This window comes from Streptomyces sp. NBC_00887, from assembly GCF_045207585.1.
In genome coordinates, this window is sequence record NZ_CP108788.1 from 6,280,835 (window position 1) to 6,300,387 (window position 19,553).

Consider the following 19,553-nt stretch of genomic DNA (forward strand, 5'->3'; position numbering starts at 1 on the left):
GACCCTCATGACGATCCGCGTAATGCTCGTCGACGACCAGATGCTGCTGCGCACGGGCTTCCGGATGGTGCTCGCCGCCCAGCCGGACATGGAGGTCGTCGCCGAGGCGGGTGACGGGGCGGAGGCGATCGAGGTCCTGCGGTCCACCACCGTCGACGTGGTGCTGATGGACGTGCGCATGCCGCGGCTGGACGGGGTCGAGGCGACCCGGCGCATCTGCGCGCAGACCGATCCGCCCAAGGTCCTCATCCTGACCACGTTCGACCTGGACGAGTACGCGTTCTCCGGCCTGAAGGCGGGAGCGAGCGGCTTCATGCTCAAGGACGTGCCGCCCGGCGAACTGCTCGCGGCGATCCGGTCCGTGCACAGCGGTGACGCCGTGGTCGCCCCGTCCACCACCCGCAGGCTCCTCGACCAGTTCTCCCCGATGCTGCCCAGCAGCGGCAAGGAGCCGCAGCACAAGCACATCGAGAAGCTGACCGAGCGCGAGCGGGAAGTGATGATGCTGGTCGCCCAGGGGCTGTCGAACGGCGAGATCGCGGCCCGTCTGGTGCTGTCCGAGGCGACGGTGAAGACCCACGTGGGCCGCATCCTCACCAAGCTGAGCCTGCGCGACCGCGTCCAGGTGGTCGTCCTCGCGTACGAGACGGGCCTGGTCAGGGCAGGCGGCGGGTCGGGCGCCTGAGCGGCGCGCTACCGCAGCACGCCTTCCAGGAAGTCGCTGCCGAGCCGTGCCACCACGGTCAGGTCCAGCGCGTGCAGTACGTACCGGCCGCGCCTGCGCGTGGTGATCAGACCGGCCTTCTTGAGCACCGCCAGGTGCCGGGAGACCTCGGGCGCCGTGATGCCGTGCGCGTCGGCGAGTTCGCCGGTGGTGTACGGGGAACGGGCGAGGTTGCGGCACAGGCGCATCCGCATCGGATGGGCCAGGGCCCCCATCCGCAGCTGGAGCAGCTCCACGGAGGCGGGGGAGGGCAGCTCGGGGCGGTGCACCGGGTAGTGGATCACCGGCCGCCAGCCCGGGGCGTGGAGCACCATCAGATGGGGCCAGCCGAAGCTGGTCGGGATGAGGGTGAGCCCCGTCCCGACGGCCGGGTCGGCGGCGTTCGTCCGGCCGACGGTCAGCTTGTCGACGATCAGCCTGCTCGCGTCCTCGTCGAGCGACAGGGCGGGCGAGACCGCGCGGAACACCTCGTCGAGGCCCTTGTGCCGCAGCAGCTCGGTCTTGTGCCGTGCGTCGGCGGCCAGCTGGACCTGGACCCGCTGCCAGGTGTCCGCGAAGAAGGCCTGGTCGCAGTCCTCGAAGAGGCGGCGCACCCAGGTGCGTACGGAGCCGGGTGCGGCGAGCAGCTGCTGGGTGAACTCCAACTGCTGGGGCCCCCTGGCCGATGCCATGTCCAGCGCGCGGGCCCGCATCGTGGCGCTGGAGAGCGGGGACGGCGCGCCCGTCCCGTACAGGCTCGCGCACGTGAACTCCAGGGCCGCGGAGACGAACCGCTCGTCATCCATCCTGTCGAGGATGTCCAGGTCCTCGGCCAGGCTCGAACCGGTCCGGCCGTCGCCGCCACGGACACCGGCGAACGGGAGGAAGACGTCGGAGAAGGTGTTGCGCCAGAGGAATTCGGCCTCGTGCAGCCGGTCGGCGAGGTCGGGCTCGAGAGCCGCGGAGGTCGCCGTCGCCCAGCCGTGGTGGCCCGGATGGTGCCCGGGCTCGGAGAGCGCGTGCAGGGCGAGCCCCAGCTCGGCGAGGGGTGAGGTCTCGAAATGGATGTGTTCGGAGGGCAGGCCCGCGATGTCTATGTGCACGCTCACCCGTCCATAGTGCGGGGTACGCGGACGGAGCGGGGCGCCGGTTGACTGGGGCCGTCAATCGGCACGCGGAGTGCCGGGAACGGGTTCACGCTGGATGCATGGACATCGTTCAGCAGCACATGCTCGACAGCTATCGTGCGGCGCAGCACGGTGAGGCCCCGCCCCCGCCGCCCGGGCGCCATGACCGGGAGGTCCTGCGGGAACTGCGCAGACGCTTCCACGCCTGGACCGCGGGACAGAACAGGCGAGGCGCCTGAGGAGTGCCCCGTCGGCGATCGAGGAGAGCCCGGCCGCGGCGGACCGGGCCGTCCACGCCCTACCCCAGCCGCCGCACGAACTCCGCCACCGCCTCCCGCACGTCCCCCGCCGTCCACTCCAGCCCCGGCGCGGCCACCGTGACCTCGGTGTACGAGACCCCGGGCGGCCCCGCGGGGCCCGCCAGCCACCGGCGGAACAACGTCACTCCCGTCTCCTCGGCCTGCCGCACCGAGGCCTCGTCCAGCTCCTGTGTCCCGTACGGCAGCCACACCTGGAACTGGTGGGTGTGCGGCGGTTCCGGATGCACCCGGAACCAGGGCGCCGCACTGTCCGCGAAACCCCCGGCCAGAGCCCCTGCGACGACCTTCGCGTGCGCCACGTACTCGGGCAGCCTCGGCAGCTCCCGCTCCAGACCCAGCAGCGCGGAGAGCGCCGCCGGGTACTGCTGGAAGACCTGGCCGCCGTACCGGTGGCGCCAGGTCCGGGCCTCGTCGACCAGCGATTCGGGGCCGGCGAGCACCGCCCCGGACAATCCGTCCAGGGACTTGTAGAACGACACGTACACGCTGTCGGCGAGCGCCGCGATCTCCGGCAGACCGCGCCCGAAGTGGGGTCCGCACTCCCACAGCCGGGCTCCGTCCAGATGCACGACCGCGTCCCGCTCCCGCGCGGCGGCCACGAGTGCCTCCAGCTCCTCCCAGGAGGGCAGGACGAAACCGGCGTCGCGCAGCGGGAGCTCCAGCATGAGAGTGCCGAAAGGCTCGGGGAAGTCCCGGATCTCGTCCGCCGTGGGCAGCCGGGGTGCGGACGTGGGATGCACCGTGCGCAGCCCGCTCACGGAGGTGAGGGCGCCCCCCTCGTGCATCTCGGGGTGGGAGAGCGGATGGAGCGCCACGACCGGATTCCCCGTACGCCCCGCCCAGCAGCGCAGGGCGACCTGCTGGGCCATCGTCCCGGTCGGCAAGAACACCGCGGACTCCATGCCCAGCAGATCCGCGGTACGGCGCTCCACCTCGGCGACGACCCCGTCGCCGTACACATCCGTCCACTCGTCCAGGTCGTGGACCGACCCCGCGTCGGCGGCCAGCGCGGCCAGCCGCTCGCCCAGGGTGTGGTCGGCGGACGCCCGGGCGAGCACCCTTCCGGACCGCTTCCACGCGGTCAGCCTGCGGTGCCGCTGCTTCTGCTCATCGGTGACTGCCATGGGACGATCATCACCCGGACCGCTGACACAGCCCACCCCGTTTTCGGTTGCGGCCCAGAGTTACCCACAGGCTGTGGACAGCCGGGGGGTGTGGCGAAACGCTGGCGTAGCATGCAGAGAAATCGTCCGGTACCCCCCGCGGACTGGAACGGAAGGCCATCGCCGCGTGAACGCATCTGTTTCCAAGGAATCCCTCGACGCGAGGGACCGCCCCGCCCGTCTCACCGTCGGCGTCGTCGGTGCGGGACGGGTCGGCCCCGCCCTCGCCGCCTCGCTGCAGCTCGCCGGGCACCGCCCCGTCGCGGTCTCGGGCGTCTCCGACGCATCCGTGCGCCGGGCCGCCGCCCTGCTCCCCGACGTACCCCTCGTCACGCCGGCCGAGGTCCTCGCGCGCGCCGAGCTCGTGCTGCTGACGGTCCCCGACGACGCGCTGCCCCGCCTGGTCGAAGGCCTCGCGGAGACCGGTGCCGTGCGGCCCGGCCAGCTGATCGTCCACACGTCCGGGAGGTACGGGACGAAGGTGCTCGACCCCGCACTGCGCGCGGGGGCGCTCCCGCTCGCGCTGCATCCGGCCATGACCTTCACCGGCAGCTCCGTCGACGTCCAGCGGCTGGCCGGCTGCTCCTTCGGGGTCACCGCCCCCGAGGAGCTCAGGCTCGCCGCCGAGGCGCTCGTCATCGAGATGGGCGGTGAGCCCGAATGGATCGCGGAGGAGTCCCGTCCGCTCTATCACGCGGCGCTCGCCCTCGGGGCGAACCACCTGGTCACCCTGGTCGCCCAGTCCATGGAGCTGCTGCAGAAGGCCGGAGTGTCCGCACCCGACCGGATGCTCGGCCCGCTGCTCGGCGCCGCCCTCGACAACGCCCTGCGCTCCGGCGACGCCGCGCTGACCGGGCCCGTGGCCCGGGGCGACGCGGGCACGGTGGCTGCGCACATCGCCGAACTGCGCAGGCACGCCCCGCAGGCGGTGGCCGGATATCTCGCGATGGCCCGCACCACGGCGGACCGGGCGCTGGCCCACGGTCTGCTCAAGCCGGAGTTCGCGGAGGACCTCCTCGATGTCCTGTCGGACAGCGCGAACACCACCCCTGGCGTGAGCGGAACAAACGGCACGGACGGCACGGACGAGACCGGGCCGGGGGAGGGACGATGAGCACCGCACCCGCCACGCTTCTGCGCACCGCCGCGGAACTGGACGCCCTGCACCGGCCGGCCGGTGCCCAGCGCGCCGTCGTCATGACGATGGGCGCGCTCCACGACGGCCACGCCACCCTGATCCGTACGGCGCGGGCCGCCGCGGGACCCGGTGGGCAGGTCGTCGTCACCGTGTTCGTCAACCCGCTCCAGTTCGGTGAGGCCGCCGATCTCGACCGCTACCCCCGCACCCTGGACGCCGACCTCGCCATTGCCGCGGCGGCCGGTGCGGACGCCGTCTTCGCGCCCTCCGTCGACGAGGTGTACCCGGGCGGTGACCCCCAGGTCCGGATCACCGCCGGCCCCATGGGCGCGCGTCTCGAAGGCGCCTCGCGCCCCGGGCACTTCGACGGCATGCTCACCGTCGTCGCCAAGCTCCTCCACCTCACCCGGCCCGACGCGGCGTTCTACGGGCAGAAGGACGCCCAGCAGCTGGCGCTCATCCGCCGCATGGTGCGCGACCTCAACTTCGGAGTCGACATCGTCGCCGTGCCCACGGTCCGCGATCCCGACGGCCTCGCGCTCTCCAGCCGCAACCGCTTCCTCTCCGCCGACGAACGCCGCACCGCATCGGCCCTCCCCAGGGCCCTGTTCGCGGCCCGCGACCGGCTGGCCGCCCAGCAGGCGTTGCACGCCCGCGCACAGACCGTCCCCGAGCGGGAGGGCCGGGCCGCGGCGCTCACGAAGCTCGGAGAGGCCCGTGCGGCCGCCGACACCCAGGCCGTGGCGCTGGCCAGGCCGACGGTCGGACCGGCCGCGGTACGGGCAGCGGCCCAGGCCGTCCTCGCCGAGGCGGCCGAGGACGCGGTGCCGCTCGAGCTGGACTACCTGGCGCTCGTGGACCCGGCCGACTTCACCGAGATCCCCGACGACCGCGACAGCGGCGAGGCGATCCTCGCCGTCGCGGCACGGGTGGGTGCCACCCGTCTGATCGACAACATCCCGCTGACCCTCGGAGCCCTGACGTGACCGGAATACGGCTGACCGCCCCCGCCCCCGGCTGGGCCATCGACGCGGACGTCGTCGTGGTCGGCTCCGGCGTGGCCGGTCTCACCACCGCCCTGCGCTGTGCCGCGGCCGGTCTCGCCACCGTCGTCGTCACCAAGGCCCGCCTCGACGACGGCTCCACCCGCTGGGCGCAGGGTGGCATCGCCGCGGCTCTCGGCGAGGGCGACACCCCCGAGCAGCACCTCGACGACACCCTGGTCGCCGGCGCGGGCCTGTGCGACGAGACGGCGGTGCGGACCCTGGTGACCGAGGGCCCCGACGCCGTACGCCGGCTGATCGAAACCGGCGCGCACTTCGACACCACCGACACCGGTGCCATCGCCCTGACCCGCGAGGGCGGCCACCACCGGCGCCGCATCGCGCACGCGGGCGGAGACGCCACGGGCGCCGAGATCTCCCGCGCCCTGGTCGAAGCGGTCCGCTCGGCAGCCCTGCACACCGTCGAGAACGCCCTGGTCCTCGACCTCCTCACCGATGCCGAAGGCCGTACCGCAGGCGTCACCCTGCACGTCATGGGCGAGGGTCAGCACGACGGAGTCGGCGCGGTCCGCGCTCCTGCGGTGGTCCTCGCGACCGGCGGCATGGGCCAGGTCTTCTCGGCCACCACCAATCCGCCGGTCTCCACCGGCGACGGGGTGGCCCTCGCTCTGCGCGCGGGCGCGGAGGTCTCCGACCTCGAGTTCGTCCAGTTCCACCCGACCGTCCTGTTTCTCGGCTCCGACTCCGAGGGCCAGCAGCCGCTGGTGTCGGAAGCGGTACGGGGCGAGGGCGCCCATCTCGTCGACGCCTCCGGCACGCGCTTCATGCTGGGGCAGCACGAGCTGGCCGAGCTGGCCCCGCGCGACATCGTCGCCAAGGCCATCACCCGCCAGATGCACCTCCTGGGCACCGAGCACATGTATCTCGACGCGCGTCACTTCGGCGCCGAGATGTGGGAGCAGCGCTTCCCGACGATTCTGGCCGCCTGCCGGGCCCACGGCATCGACCCGGTGACGGAGCCGATCCCGGTGGCCCCGGCCGCGCACTACGCGTCGGGCGGCGTCCGCACCGACCTCCGGGGCCGTACGACGGTTCCCGGCCTGTACGCCTGCGGAGAGGTCGCCTGCACGGGAGTGCACGGCGCGAACCGGCTCGCGTCCAACTCCCTCCTGGAGGGCCTGGTCTTCGCCGAACGCATCGCGGCGGACATCGTGACGGCCCGGCCCCGGGACCCGGCCGAGGACCCGGCCCAGGCCGTGTCCGGTGAACAGGGCGGTGGCAGGGACCGGGATCAGGACCTGGCGCAGCCGGCCGGGACCGGGGCAGCCGTCCCCGGCGCCCACCGGCCCGCGTCGGAGCCCGCCCCGCTGCTCACCGCCGAGTCCCGGACGGAGATCCAGCGGATCATGACGAGGGGCGCCGGAGTCATCCGCTCCGCCGACAGCCTCGCCCGCGCGGCCGAGGAGCTGGATTCCCTCCAGCGGACCGCAGCCACCGCGGCGGATACCGCAGCGACCGGCGCCAAGGACGCCGTACCCGGCGTCGAGGCGTGGGAGGCCACCAACCTGCTCCTGGTCTCGCGGGTTCTGGTCGCCGCCGCCCGGGAGCGCGAGGAGACCCGCGGCTGCCACTGGCGCGAGGACCGGCCCGACCGGGACGACGCGGACTGGCGCCGTCACCTCGTCGTCCGGATCGCCCCGGACCGGCGGCTCGTCGTCCGTCGTACGGACAGCGCCGCATTCCCGCCCGTACGCCCCGAGGATTCAGCAGACTGAGCGGCGACAGCACGACGCCGCCCGGATTGCGCAGATACACCGAGCAGTACCCCGAACCACCCGCCGACGCCCCCGAGGAGCCGTAACCGTGAGCACGCCCGAAGAGAACCCGCGCCCGACACCCGTGGACGTACCGCTGATCCACATCGGCGCGCCCGCCGCGTCCGGGGGCGGCTGCGGCGACGGCTGCGGCTGCGACGACGGCTACGACCCGGACGGTCTGGAGTGCGGGCTCGACCCCGCTCTGGCCCAGTTGCTCGCCGACGCGGGCCTGGACCCCGTCCAGGTGGAGGACATCGCGCATGTCGCGATCGAGGAGGACCTCGACGGCGGGGTGGACGTCACGACCGTGGCGACCGTCTCCGAGGAGGCCGTGGCCACCGGTGACTTCACCGCCCGCGAGGCAGGTGTCGTCGCAGGTCTGCGCGTTGCCGAGGCCGTCCTGTCCATCGTCTGCACGGACGAGTTCGAGGTCGAGCGCCACGTCGAGGACGGCGACCGCGTCGTGCCCGGACAGAAGCTGCTCACCGTCACCACCCGCACCCGTGACCTGCTCACCGGCGAGCGCAGCGCGCTCAACCTGCTGTGCAGGCTCTCCGGGATCGCGACCGCGACCCGGGCCTGGGCCGATGTGCTCGAAGGCACGAAGACCAAGGTCCGCGACACCCGCAAGACGACTCCCGGACTCCGCGCCCTGGAGAAGTACGCGGTCCGCTGCGGCGGCGGGGTCAACCACCGCATGTCGCTCGTGGACGCGGCCCTCGTCAAGGACAACCACGTCATCGCGGCCGGCGGTGTCGCCGAGGCGTTCAAGCGGGTCAGGGAGGCGTTCCCCGAGCTCGCCATCGAGGTCGAGGTCGACACGCTGGAGCAGGTCACCGAGGTGCTCGACGCGGGTGCCGACCTGATCCTGCTGGACAACTTCACCCCGTCGGCGACCGCGGAGGCGGTCGCCCTCGTCGGCGGCCGTGCGGTGCTGGAGTCCTCGGGCCGGCTCGCCCTCGGCTCCGCCCGCGCCTACGCGGAGGCGGGCGTCGACTACCTTGCCGTCGGCGCGCTCACGCACTCCTCGCCGATCCTCGACATCGGCCTGGACTTCCGTGACACCGAGGTACCCACCGACGGGGCCGGCGCCTGATGCTGCTCACCATCGACGTCGGCAACTCCCACACGGTCCTCGGCCTCTTCGACGGCGAGGAGATCGTCGAGCACTGGCGGATCTCCACCGACGCCCGCCGCACCGCCGACGAGCTCGCCGTGCTGCTCCAGGGGCTGATGGGCATGCACCCGCTGCTCGGCGTGGAGCTGGGCGACGGGATCGAGGGCATCGCGATCTGCTCGACGGTGCCCGCCGTTCTGCACGAACTGCGCGAGGTCACCCGCCGCTACTACGGCGATGTCCCCGCGGTCCTCGTGGAGCCGGGGGTCAAGACGGGTGTGCCCGTACTGACGGACAACCCGAAGGAGGTCGGCGCCGACCGCATCGTCAACGCCGTCGCCGCCGTCGAGCTCTACGGCGGTCCGGCGATCGTCGTCGACCTCGGTACGGCCACCACCTTCGACGCGGTGTCCGCCCGCGGTGAGTACACGGGCGGTGTGATCGCACCCGGTATCGAGATCTCGGTGGAGGCGCTCGGGGTCAAGGGCGCCCAGCTCCGCAAGATCGAGCTGGCCAGGCCGCGCAGCGTGATCGGGAAGAACACCGTCGAAGCGATGCAGTCCGGCATCGTGTACGGCTTCGCGGGCCAGATCGACGGCGTCGTCGAGCGCATGAAGAAGGAGCTGGCGGCCGACCCCGACGACGTCACCGTCATCGCGACCGGCGGCCTTGCTCCGATGGTGTTGGGGGAGTCCTCGGTCATCGACGAGCACGAACCCTGGCTCACGCTCATCGGCCTTCGTCTCGTGTACGAGCGCAACATCGCCCGGATGTAGGGCGCGCCCGCGGTCACCTGCGGGAACGACCCGGCGGCGCCTCGGAGGACGGCGCGCCGCCGGGCGGCCAGTTAAGCGGATTTTGTCCATTTAGCACGTATTGTCGCGTCATGCCCACGCCCTACGGATCACGCGGCGGCATGGCGTTCAGTGCGGACGAGCTGCGGGTGCTCCGACGTGCTCTCGCCCATGCCCTCCACCCCACGTCCCTGCCGGAAGACGACGTCCAGGACTGCCTGCGGCTCGCCGGCGCGGTGGACGAGGCGGTGAGCGAGGCAGGCAGACTGCGCGCGTTCCTCCTCGCCGATCTCGCCCGGTACCGCGACGCGCTCCCCGGCTCCCTCGGTGGCTACCTGGAGCTCCTGCAGGACGCCCTCGCTGCCGGCTACGACCCCCGTCCCGACGATCTGGCGGCCCTGCGCGCACTTCGTGCCGGACCGGTCGCGGCGGCGCTCCTGGAGCGCTGTCAGGTGCTCGCGGAACGCTCGGTGCGGGCCCGCCTCGCCGGACGCGCCGCGCCCATGACGACGCCCGCGCCGCGCAGTCGGCTGCTCGCCCTGCCCGGCGGCCTCGCGGCGGCCAAGGAGCCCGAGCGCCCCAAGACCCCGGCCCGGCCCGCGACGCCGGCCCGCCCCGCGGCGCCCGGTGAGCGCCCCATGCCCAAGCCGTCCGAGGTCTTCCCGCCCCGGCGCCGCCCGGCGCCCGCACCCCCGGCCGAGGAACGCGCCGTGTCCTAGGCCTTCCGTCAGGACTGCGCCGGCCCCCGCGGGCCGGCGCAATCCGAACGAAAGGCCCTGGGGGTGCCCGGGAGAGACCGGAATGCCGGGCTCGCTACCCTGGACGGCATGGACTACGTATCCGCGCTCGTGCCCCCCGTGGTGATGGCCGCCTTCTTCATCGGTCTTGTCGTGACGATCGTCAAGAGCCAGGGCGGTCCGAACAAGGCCAAGGAGGACGCGGCCGTGGATGCCGCGGCCGCCCGCGCCGAATCGCTGCAGCAGGCCCCGCGGGCCGACGGCGTCTGATCCGGACCAGGCCGAGAAGGGCGTACGGCTCCCGAGGAGCTGTGCGCCCTTTTGCCGTCTCGATAAAATGGCCTATTCCAGACATCTAGCACTAAGGTGACGCTGTGCCTCGCCAATTGGGAGAGCTGGAAGACGCCGTGATGACACGGGTCTGGCAATGGAACCGTCCGGTCACCGTGCGGGAAGTTCTCGAGGACCTTCAGCAGGAGAGGTCCATCGCATACACGACCGTGATGACGGTAATGGACAATCTCCATCAGAAGGGCTGGGTGCGCCGAGAAGTCGATGGCCGGGCATATCGATATACGGCGGTCTCCACCCGGGCCGCGTACTCGGCCGCACTGATGAACGAAGCGTGGTCCCTCAGTGACAACCCGGCCGCCGCTCTGGTCGCCTTCTTCGGCATGATGTCCGCCGAGCAGCGCGAGGCTCTCCAGGATGCGGTGCGCATGGTCTCGCCGGTCTTCCCCGACCCCTCCGCAACCCCGCCCGATGACGCGGTCCCGGCCGATGAAGCACCACCGGAGATCGGGCGATAGCGTCGGGGCATGTCCTCAGAGCTGCCGCAAACCGAGCCGCAAACCGAGCCGCATACAGTTTTTCCTACCGACCCGTCGGTAGGGAAACTCGCCATCACCGTCCGTCGTGCCAGGACCAGCGATGTGGCATCCGTCCGCGGCCTGCTCGACGGCTACGTCGCCGAAGGCATCCTGCTCGACAAAGCGACGGTCACGCTTTACGAGGACATCCAGGAGTTCTGGGTCGCCGAACGTGATGAGGACGCCCGCGTCATCGGCTGCGGTGCACTCCACGTGATGTGGGAAGACCTCGCCGAAGTGCGTACTCTCGCCGTCGACCACGGCATCAGGGGCGCCGGAGTAGGTCACCAAGTTCTGGACAAGCTCTTGCAGACCGCACGCTGGCTCGGCGTGCGCCGGGTTTTCTGTCTCACCTTCGAAGTCGACTTCTTCGCGAAGCACGGCTTCACCGAGATCGGTGAGACGCCGGTCGACGGAGATGTCTACAGCGAGCTGCTGCGTTCCTATGACGAGGGTGTCGCCGAGTTCCTCGGTCTCGAACGAGTGAAGCCGAACACCTTGGGCAACAGTCGGATGCTTCTGCACCTGTGACCGGGACTAGACGTCGGAACCCTATGTCCGAATCGCGCACGTTTCCCGTGTTCTTGTGCTACTGAACGTCTCCCAGGGGTTTGTGTTTTCCGGGGAAAAGCGGTTTCCTTTCCGCGTACTGCATTTTCGATGAAAGGAAATCCGGTGGCACAGAAGGTTCAGGTCCTTCTTGTTGATGACCTCGACGGTGGCGAGGCGGACGAGACCGTCACGTTCGCTCTTGATGGCAAGACGTACGAGATCGACCTCACGACGAGCAACGCGGACAAGCTCCGTGGTCTTCTCGAGCCCTACGCCCGGAGTGGCCGTCGCACGGGTGGTCGCGCAGCGACCGGCCGCGGCAAGGGCCGCGCCGTTACGGGTGGCAACAAGGACACTGCGGAGATCCGTAAGTGGGCCCGCGAGAACGGCCACAATGTGAATGACCGCGGCCGCGTTCCCGCCGAGATCCGCGAGGCTTACGAGAAGGCCAACGGCTGACCTGTCGGCCGATGGGTCAACAGGTGCGTCCGGGCACGCGTGAGCCGGACCCGGTGGCATTCCGTCGCTGCCGCGTCCACCAGTCGTACGAGATCGGGAGCATCCCCACCCCTGCTCCCGAGGCCGGCCAGAGCGGGGAGCCGCGGCTCCACCTCCTGGCGCGGTTCGGGGGGCCGCAGCCAGAACGCGGCCCCCGGCGAGCCCCCCGCCCCACTGGGCGGCGCAGGGGCGTCGATGTGTCCGCCCGTTCCGATGGCGGCCAGGTCGAGAGCGATACCGCTCCACTCCAGCCAGTCGAGCAGCCCCGGCAACTCGTCGGCGGTCCCGGCGGCCACCAGCAGCCGCATCCGCTGCCCGGCCAGCGCCACGGGGCCGGTGCGCCCCACCCGGCGCAGTGCCGCGTGACCCGCCGCGGCAGGCAGCTCCAGCACGTCGAAACGCAGCCCGGTCAGCAACCGCACGGGTGCTGTTCCCTCCGTGGCCCAGTCGAGCTCCGTCGCGTACCACCGTGCGCAGGCGTCGGCTTCGGGCGACGAGCGGGGGGGCGGGACGATGGGAGCCATGACCGATGAACCGCCGAACCGGGCCCCAGGTTACGCACAGTTCATGATCGACTGCTCTTCGTGTCCGCGATGGGGGCGTACGGGAGCATTCGGCAGCGTGAAGTTGTTCGCCCGTAGCGGAGGGAACGGGGGTGCGCCGCATGGACTGTCAGTGAGTGCGGGTAAGACATCCCTAGTGAGAAGGGGCGACACGCAGGCAAAAACGTCTCACGTTCGCCATCGGCGTACTGGCGAAAGGGCTATCTGCCTGGCCTGCGGGAACATCGTCTCGCACCATCGGGTTGGAGCAGTTGTCGGCGTTCGGGGCAGGAGGCCATCGACGGGTGTCGGCAGTTGAAATGAGCGGTCCCCGCTTGCGGGACTAAGCTGCGGAAGGACAGGGAGGGGACCTACCCCTTACTGCCTGACCGCTCTGAGGAGCGATTAACGATGTTCGAGAGGTTCACCGACCGCGCGCGGCGGGTTGTCGTCCTGGCTCAGGAAGAAGCCCGGATGCTCAACCACAACTACATCGGCACCGAGCACATCCTCCTGGGCCTGATCCACGAGGGTGAGGGTGTCGCCGCTAAGGCCCTGGAGAGCCTCGGGATTTCGCTCGAGGCGGTCCGCCAGCAGGTGGAGGAGATCATCGGTCAGGGCCAGCAGGCCCCGTCCGGGCACATCCCCTTCACTCCCCGGGCGAAGAAGGTCCTGGAGCTCTCGCTCCGCGAGGCCCTCCAGCTCGGCCACAACTACATCGGCACCGAGCACATCCTGCTCGGCCTGATCCGTGAGGGCGAGGGCGTCGCAGCCCAGGTCCTCGTGAAGCTGGGCGCCGACCTGAACCGGGTTCGGCAGCAGGTCATCCAGCTGCTCTCCGGGTACTCGGGAGGCAAGGAGGCGGCCACTGCAGGCGGCCCCGCGGAGGGCACGCCCTCCACGTCCCTGGTGCTCGACCAGTTCGGCCGGAACCTCACCCAGGCCGCTCGTGAGTCCAAGCTCGACCCGGTCATCGGGCGCGAGAAGGAGATCGAGCGGGTCATGCAGGTGCTGTCCCGCCGGACCAAGAACAACCCGGTCCTCATCGGCGAGCCCGGCGTCGGCAAGACGGCGGTCGTCGAGGGCCTGGCGCAGGCCATCGTCAAGGGCGAGGTGCCCGAGACCCTCAAGGACAAGCACCTCTACACCCTCGACCTCGGTGCGCTGGTCGCAGGCTCCCGCTACCGCGGTGACTTCGAGGAGCGCCTGAAGAAGGTCCTCAAGGAGATCCGCACCCGCGGCGACATCATCCTGTTCATCGACGAGCTCCACACCCTGGTGGGTGCGGGCGCCGCCGAGGGCGCGATCGACGCGGCGAGCATCCTCAAGCCCATGCTGGCGCGAGGCGAGCTCCAGACCATCGGTGCGACCACGCTCGACGAGTACCGCAAGCACCTGGAGAAGGACGCCGCTCTTGAGCGCCGCTTCCAGCCCATCCAGGTCGCGGAGCCGTCGCTGCCGCACACCATCGAGATCCTCAAGGGTCTGCGCGACCGTTACGAGGCTCACCACAGGGTGTCCATCACGGACGAGGCGCTGGTGCAGGCCGCCACCCTGGCCGACCGCTACATCTCGGACCGCTTCCTGCCGGACAAGGCGATCGACCTGATCGACGAGGCCGGTTCCCGGATGCGCATCCGCCGGATGACCGCGCCGCCGGACCTCCGCGAGTTCGACGAGAAGATCGCGGGAGTGCGCCGCGACAAGGAGTCGGCGATCGACTCCCAGGACTTCGAGAAGGCAGCGTCCCTCCGGGACAAGGAGAAGCAGCTGCTGGCGGCGAAGGCCAAGCGGGAGAAGGAGTGGAAGGCCGGCGACATGGATGTCGTCGCCGAGGTCGACGGCGAGCTCATCGCCGAAGTCCTGGCCACCGCCACCGGTATCCCGGTCTTCAAGCTGACGGAGGAGGAGTCCTCGCGTCTGCTGCGCATGGAGGACGAGCTCCACAAGCGCGTCATCGGCCAGAAGGACGCCATCAAGGCCCTCTCGCAGGCGATCCGCCGTACGCGAGCAGGTCTGAAGGACCCGAAGCGCCCCGGTGGCTCGTTCATCTTCGCCGGCCCGTCCGGTGTCGGTAAGACCGAGCTCTCCAAGACGCTCGCCGAATTCCTCTTCGGTGACGAGGACGCGCTGATCTCCCTCGACATGTCGGAGTTCAGCGAGAAGCACACGGTTTCCCGCCTCTTCGGTTCGCCCCCCGGTTACGTGGGTTACGAGGAGGGCGGCCAGCTCACCGAGAAGGTGCGCCGCAAGCCGTTCTCCGTCGTTCTCTTCGACGAGGTCGAGAAGGCCCACCCCGATATCTTCAATTCCCTGCTCCAGATTCTGGAAGACGGTCGTCTGACCGACTCCCAGGGCCGGGTCGTGGACTTCAAGAACACGGTCATCATCATGACGACCAACCTCGGGACCCGGGACATCTCCAAGGGCTTCAACCTGGGCTTCGCCGCCCAGGGCGACGTGAAGACGAACTACGAGCGGATGAAGGTCAAGGTCAACGAAGAGCTCAAGCAGCACTTCCGGCCCGAGTTCCTCAACCGTGTCGACGACACGGTCGTCTTCCACCAGCTGACCGAGGAGGACATCATCCAGATCGTCGATCTCATGATCGACAAGGTGGATGAGCGCCTCAAGGACCGCGACATGGGTCTCGAGCTCAGCCCGAACGCCAAGTCGCTGCTGGCGAAGAAGGGCTACGACCCCGTGATGGGCGCCCGGCCGCTGCGCCGGACGATCCAGCGCGAGATCGAGGACATCCTCTCCGAGAAGATCCTCTTCGGAGAGCTGCGCCCCGGTCACATCGTCGTCGTGGACACCGAGGGTGAGGGGGACGAGAAGAAGTTCTCGTTCCGTGGTGAGGAGAAGTCGGCACTGCCCGACGTCCCGCCGATCGAGCAGGCGGCCGGTGGCGCCGGCCCGAACCTGACGAAGGAAGCGTAAGGGCGCGTAGCGCCTGAGCACGTAGAAGGGGCTGCCCCCGACCGGTCAACGGTCGGGGGCAGCCCTTTTCTGTGTGCCGCTGCGCGGTTCGGCGTGTGGCCACAGGGCCGGGACGGCGGGGTTCGGCGGGCCGTGCGCGCGTCGGGCCGGCCCATGCGGGCGTGAGGCGGGCCCTTGGGTACGTGGGGGTGCGCCGGGCCAGGTGTGGCTCCACCCCCGGGCGCATGTACTCCCGCCGGGGGCCAGGACAGGGTCCGGCCCAAGGGCGGTGGGCGATGGGCGGCCCCCCCGCTCTTGGGCCGGGCGGCCGGGCACCGCGGGTGTCGGGTGAACGTTCCCGGCGCGGTGGTTGGCCGGACACCGAGGGTCCTGGGCGGCCGGGCCGTGGGCGAGGGGCACCGTTCCCACGTGCCGGGCCGGCTCCCGAGGTGCTGACTGGGCTCATCCCCGGGAGGCCTGCGGGTGGCTCCCGGGTACGGGGTGGCTCTTCCTCGTATGGAGGGCGGCCGTTCCCCGGGGCAGGGCAGCAGGAGGGGGTCGGTGGCCCTTCCCTGCGTGGCGGGGGCCGGGCTGCGGGTGGCTCCTCCCCGCGTGGCGGGGCCGGGCCTCGGATGTTGAGCGCCGTTCCCCGCGCAGCGGCCGCCCCGTCCCAGGGTTCCTGGCCCTGAAACGCGGCCGGGACCCCTCAGAAAGCCCTCGCGGTACCCCGCCGCGAAGGTCCCGAAACGGAAGGCCGAAGGTCCCACCGGCGGTGACAAGGGGCACAGCCGATTTGGGCCTACTAGGAGCGGTAGGAGCAAAGTCCTTGATCGCTCAAGGGACCTTCGTCCCTCGAGCGCCCGGGACCTTCGGCGGCGGAGGCGAATCTGCCCGTAGCACCGCCCAATGTCCGCAAAGAGGCCTTTGGGACTGGGCTTAAACCTGATCTCAGATCATGATTTCAGCATATTTAGGTCGGTTTGCTCGGGCACGCTCGGGCGGGTCGCGAGGCGATTTCCGCAGGGCCTGTCTACGGCTTTTCTTCGTAGATGGGGGGTTTGAGTGTTGTGGGCGATCCGGGTTACCAAGGTGAGGCAAGCCCGGTCCGAGTGCCGGGTCCCAGCACCCCGGAGGTTCTCCCCGTATGTCGAAGCGCGTTACGTTCCAGCACTCCCGCCGCCCGTCCATGTCCCGCGTCAGTGGCGCCGTCGTGGCCGCAGGCCTGGGTGCGTCGATGGTGTTCGGTGCGGGCGCGGCGTTCGCGTCCGGTACGACGGGCACTGCGGGCACCGCGGCTCTCGCCGGTGCGGCCACGGCCCAGTCCGTCGCCCAGCAGGCGACCGCCCAGGGCAAGGTCGCCGAGGCAGCCAAGAAGGCTTCGGCCGAGAAGAAGGCCGACAAGAAGGCCGCGGCCAAGAAGCAGGCCGCGGCTGCGAAGAAGAAGGCTGCGTCGTGGGAGGCCCCGGTCAACCACTACGTGCTGAGCGCGACCTACGGCACCGGCGGCGACCGCTGGGCCAGCAAGCACTCCGGCCAGGACTTCGCGGTGCCGATCGGCACCAAGGTCGAGGCCGCGCACTCCGGCCGGGTCGTCAAGGCCGGCCCGAACGGCGGCGGCGACGGTCCCGCGTACGGCAACGCCATCGTGATCAAGCACTCCAACGGCAAGTACTCGCAGTACGCGCACCTCTCCAAGATCGAGGTGAACGTCGGCGACCGCGTGAAGACCGGCGAGAAGATCGCCCTTTCCGGTAACACCGGGAACTCCAGCGGCCCGCACCTGCACTTCGAGATCCGGACGACCCCGAACTACGGTTCGGCGATCAACCCGGTCTCCTACCTGAAGGGCGAGCACGTCCACATCTGATGGAGTGCCCGCGATGCCGGTAGCGGCTAAGCGGCAGGGCCCGGGTCATGGGCCTTGGTCACCAGTTCGATGGCGACCTCGAGAGCAGCCTTGCGCTTCTCCTCGGGGTCGCCTTCGGCGTCTCTGAGGGCGAGCATCCCCGCGTGCATCGCGAAGAGTGCGGTGAAGCAGCGCACCTGGTCGGTGAGCGGGGCGTCGGGTTCCTTGATCAGGTCCACCAGGGCGATGACCCGGTGCTTGATCGTGTGGCCGATGCTCAGATCGCGCACGGTCGCCTGGTTCTCCTGCATGAAGCGGAAGAGCGGGGCGGCGCGGTTGAGCGCCTCGCTGTAGCGGACCAGGATCTCCTTCTTCGTCTCCAGGGTGCGCGGCTGTTCCTTGCCCCAGGCGAGAAGCTCCTCGACGGGCTGGTTCAGGTCCTCGAAGATGCTGTTGAGGATGTCTTCCTTGGTCTTGAAGTGGTAGTACAGCGCCGCCTTGGTGACGTCCAGCTGCTCGGCGATCTCACGGAGAGAGGTCTTCTCGTATCCCTGTTCGGCGAACAGGTCGAGGGCCACGTCCTGGATGCGCTGCCGGGTGTTGCCCCGGCGCGGCTGCGGCCTGCTGCCCATGCGACTCTCCCAAGAACTTACTTGACGCCCGGCTAGTTAGGGGTCTACTTTTCCTCAGTGTAGCCAACTAGCCGGGCGGCAAGTAAGTGCCGGCCCCGGTGGCGGACCGGACAGCAGGGGATCAGGGGAGTACGGGACATGGCGGATCTGAAGAAAGCGGCGTCGGGCGGGAAAGCGGAACCACAGCCACGCAGCGTCCGGGTGGTCGTTCTCGCCCTGATGATCGCGATGCTGCTGGCCATGCTCGACAACCTGATCGTCGGCACCGCGATGCCGACGATCGTCGGCGACCTGGGCGGCATGGAACATCTGGCCTGGGTGGTCACGGCCTACACGCTGGCCACGGCGGCCTCCACGCCCATCTGGGGCAAGCTCGGCGACATGTACGGACGCAAGGGCATCTTCCTGACGTCCATCGTGATCTTCCTGATCGGCTCGGTGCTGAGCGGAATGGCCCAGGACATGGGCCAGCTCATCGGGTTCCGGGCGATCCAGGGCCTCGGCGCCGGCGGTCTGATGGTCGGTGTCATGGCGATCATCGGCGATCTGGTGCCGCCCCGGGAGCGAGGCAAGTACCAGGGCATGATGGCGGGCGTGATGGCGATCGCCATGATCGGCGGGCCGCTCGTCGGCGGCACCATCACCGACCACCTCGGCTGGCGCTGGAGCTTCTACATCAACCTGCCGCTGGGCGCGGTCGCGCTGGCCATGGTCACCACGGTGCTGCACCTGCCAAAGAAGGAGCGCACGAAGGCGAAGGTCGACTACCTGGGCGCCGCGCTGCTCACCGTCGGCATCACCGCGATCGTGCTGGTCACCACCTGGGGCGGTTCGGAGTACGCCTGGGGCTCGGCCGTGATCATGGAGCTCATCGCCCTCGGCGTGGCCTCCCTCGTCGGCTTCGTCTTCGTCGAGACGAAGGCGGCGGAGCCGATCATCCCGTTGCACATCTTCCGCAACCGCAACTTCACGCTCATGTCGATCGTCGGATTCGTCGCCGGCTTCGTGATGTTCGGTGCGGTGCTCTTCCTGCCGCTGTTCCAGCAGTCGGTGCAGGGGGCCTCCGCGACCAACTCCGGACTGCTGCTCCTGCCGATGCTGATCGCGATGATGATCGTCTCGCTGATCGCCGGCCGCGTCACCACCAGCACCGGCAAGTACAAGGTGTTCCCGATCGTGGGCAGCATCCTGATGGTCGCGGGCCTGTTCCTCCTCTCCACCATGGACACCGGCACCACGCGCTTCACCTCCGGTGTCTACATGGCGGTCCTCGGTGCCGGCATGGGCTTCCTGATGCAGATCACCATGCTCGTCGCGCAGAACAGCGTCGAGCTCAAGGACATGGGCGTCGCCTCCTCCGCGACCACCCTCTTCCGCACGCTCGGCAGCTCCTTCGGAGTCGCGATCATGGGTGCCCTGTTCACCGGGCGGGTCCAGGACGAGATGGCGGCGCGCGGCGGCGGGGGAGCCACCGAGAAGTCCGCCCAGCTGGACGCGGCGAGCCTGGCGAAGCTGCCGGTCCAGATGCGTGAGGCGTACGAGTTCGCGGTGTCCTCGGGAACGCACATCGCCTTCCTGCTCGGCGGCTCGATCGCGGTGCTGGCCCTGCTGGCGGCGCTGTTCGTCAAGGAGGTCCCGCTGCGGGGTACCGAGAAGCCGGAGGCTGCTCCCGTCGACGACGCGGCACCGCCGCAGACGTCGGCGGCCAAGGAGTCGCAGACCGTCTGAGCAGCTGTACGGCGTGTGGGCCCCGGAGGCGTGACGCCTCCGGGGCC

19 protein-coding genes are annotated in these 19,553 nt (G+C 70.2%); 15 read left to right on the forward strand and 4 right to left on the reverse strand.

Translation table 11 applies throughout. The features are described from left to right. Window positions 1-7: 7 nt before the first annotated feature. Entirely contained in the window at window positions 8-685 is a 678-nt protein-coding gene (locus OG844_RS28780) for a response regulator transcription factor (protein ID WP_329209783.1), read from the forward strand. An 8-nt stretch (window positions 686-693) separates the two neighbouring features. Here OG844_RS28780 and OG844_RS28785 read toward each other — a convergent pair whose 3' ends face one another. Beyond that, window positions 694-1,806 (reverse strand): DUF5937 family protein, encoded by a 1,113-nt coding sequence (locus OG844_RS28785; RefSeq protein WP_406396289.1) that lies wholly within the window; start codon window positions 1,804-1,806, stop codon window positions 694-696. Between the two features lie 104 nt (window positions 1,807-1,910). On the opposite strand from OG844_RS28785, the gene OG844_RS28790 reads away from it, so the two are divergent. Then, a complete protein-coding gene (locus OG844_RS28790) occupies window positions 1,911-2,069 on the forward strand; it encodes a hypothetical protein (RefSeq protein ID WP_406394189.1) in 159 nt (52 codons plus the stop codon). Window positions 2,070-2,128: 59 nt separating this feature from the next. Here the strand turns inward: OG844_RS28790 and OG844_RS28795 are convergent, their stop codons facing one another. Continuing rightward, window positions 2,129-3,274: a threonine aldolase family protein gene (locus OG844_RS28795; RefSeq protein WP_406394191.1), complete on the reverse strand. Its 1,146-nt coding sequence runs from the start codon at window positions 3,272-3,274 to the stop codon at window positions 2,129-2,131. A gap of 166 nt (window positions 3,275-3,440) precedes the next feature. Here OG844_RS28795 and OG844_RS28800 point away from each other — a divergent pair, with 166 nt between their 5' ends. The 10 genes from OG844_RS28800 to OG844_RS28845 all read left to right on the forward strand — a co-directional run bounded on the left by OG844_RS28800 (window position 3,441) and on the right by OG844_RS28845 (window position 11,800). After that, entirely contained in the window at window positions 3,441-4,427 is a 987-nt protein-coding gene (locus OG844_RS28800; RefSeq protein ID WP_406394192.1) for a Rossmann-like and DUF2520 domain-containing protein, read from the forward strand. Then, window positions 4,424-5,437: a pantoate--beta-alanine ligase gene (gene panC / locus OG844_RS28805; RefSeq protein ID WP_406394194.1), complete on the forward strand. Its 1,014-nt coding sequence runs from the start codon at window positions 4,424-4,426 to the stop codon at window positions 5,435-5,437. Before OG844_RS28800 ends, panC begins: the two co-directional genes overlap by 4 nt. After that, window positions 5,434-7,230: an L-aspartate oxidase gene (locus OG844_RS28810; protein ID WP_406394196.1), complete on the forward strand. Its 1,797-nt coding sequence runs from the start codon at window positions 5,434-5,436 to the stop codon at window positions 7,228-7,230. Before panC ends, OG844_RS28810 begins: the two co-directional genes overlap by 4 nt. An 88-nt stretch (window positions 7,231-7,318) precedes the next feature. Further along, window positions 7,319-8,368, forward strand: coding sequence for a carboxylating nicotinate-nucleotide diphosphorylase (nadC, locus tag OG844_RS28815; RefSeq protein WP_406394197.1), 1,050 nt, complete (start codon window positions 7,319-7,321; stop codon window positions 8,366-8,368). Beyond that, window positions 8,368-9,165: a type III pantothenate kinase gene (locus tag OG844_RS28820; RefSeq protein ID WP_351165821.1), complete on the forward strand. Its 798-nt coding sequence runs from the start codon at window positions 8,368-8,370 to the stop codon at window positions 9,163-9,165. Before nadC ends, OG844_RS28820 begins: the two co-directional genes overlap by 1 nt. Window positions 9,166-9,305: 140 nt before the next feature. Further along, window positions 9,306-9,902, forward strand: a complete 597-nt coding sequence (locus OG844_RS28825; RefSeq protein WP_406396290.1) for a hypothetical protein — start codon at window positions 9,306-9,308, stop codon at window positions 9,900-9,902. 108 nt (window positions 9,903-10,010) lie between these two features. After that, on the forward strand, window positions 10,011-10,190 hold the full coding sequence (locus OG844_RS28830; RefSeq protein WP_351178236.1) for a hypothetical protein: 180 nt from the start codon (window positions 10,011-10,013) through the stop codon (window positions 10,188-10,190). Window positions 10,191-10,294: 104 nt separating this feature from the next. Beyond that, window positions 10,295-10,729, forward strand: a complete 435-nt coding sequence (locus OG844_RS28835) for a BlaI/MecI/CopY family transcriptional regulator (RefSeq protein ID WP_406394198.1) — start codon at window positions 10,295-10,297, stop codon at window positions 10,727-10,729. Between the two features lie 9 nt (window positions 10,730-10,738). Next, window positions 10,739-11,320 (forward strand): amino-acid N-acetyltransferase, encoded by a 582-nt coding sequence (locus OG844_RS28840; RefSeq protein WP_406394199.1) that lies wholly within the window; start codon window positions 10,739-10,741, stop codon window positions 11,318-11,320. A 144-nt stretch (window positions 11,321-11,464) separates the two neighbouring features. Then, window positions 11,465-11,800, forward strand: a complete 336-nt coding sequence (locus OG844_RS28845) for an Lsr2 family protein (protein WP_351178245.1) — start codon at window positions 11,465-11,467, stop codon at window positions 11,798-11,800. Here the strand turns inward: OG844_RS28845 and OG844_RS28850 are convergent. Further along, window positions 11,779-12,363 (reverse strand): SCO3374 family protein, encoded by a 585-nt coding sequence (locus tag OG844_RS28850; protein ID WP_406394200.1) that lies wholly within the window; start codon window positions 12,361-12,363, stop codon window positions 11,779-11,781. The two genes, OG844_RS28845 and OG844_RS28850, sit on opposite strands and share 22 nt — an antisense overlap. A gap of 429 nt (window positions 12,364-12,792) precedes the next feature. Here OG844_RS28850 and OG844_RS28855 point away from each other — a divergent pair, with 429 nt between their 5' ends. After that, complete coding sequence (locus OG844_RS28855) at window positions 12,793-15,321, forward strand: ATP-dependent Clp protease ATP-binding subunit (RefSeq protein WP_351178251.1); 2,529 nt, start codon at window positions 12,793-12,795, stop codon at window positions 15,319-15,321. A gap of 1,123 nt (window positions 15,322-16,444) precedes the next feature. Next, on the forward strand, window positions 16,445-17,167 hold the full coding sequence (locus tag OG844_RS28860) for a M23 family metallopeptidase (protein WP_406394201.1): 723 nt from the start codon (window positions 16,445-16,447) through the stop codon (window positions 17,165-17,167). Between the two features lie 26 nt (window positions 17,168-17,193). Here the strand turns inward: OG844_RS28860 and OG844_RS28865 are convergent, their stop codons facing one another. Further along, window positions 17,194-17,778 (reverse strand): TetR/AcrR family transcriptional regulator, encoded by a 585-nt coding sequence (locus OG844_RS28865; RefSeq protein WP_329209808.1) that lies wholly within the window; start codon window positions 17,776-17,778, stop codon window positions 17,194-17,196. Between the two features lie 138 nt (window positions 17,779-17,916). Between OG844_RS28865 and OG844_RS28870 the strand changes: the two genes are divergently transcribed. Continuing rightward, a complete protein-coding gene (locus tag OG844_RS28870; RefSeq protein ID WP_406394202.1) occupies window positions 17,917-19,506 on the forward strand; it encodes an MDR family MFS transporter in 1,590 nt (529 codons plus the stop codon). The last annotated feature ends 47 nt before the right edge of the window (window positions 19,507-19,553 follow it).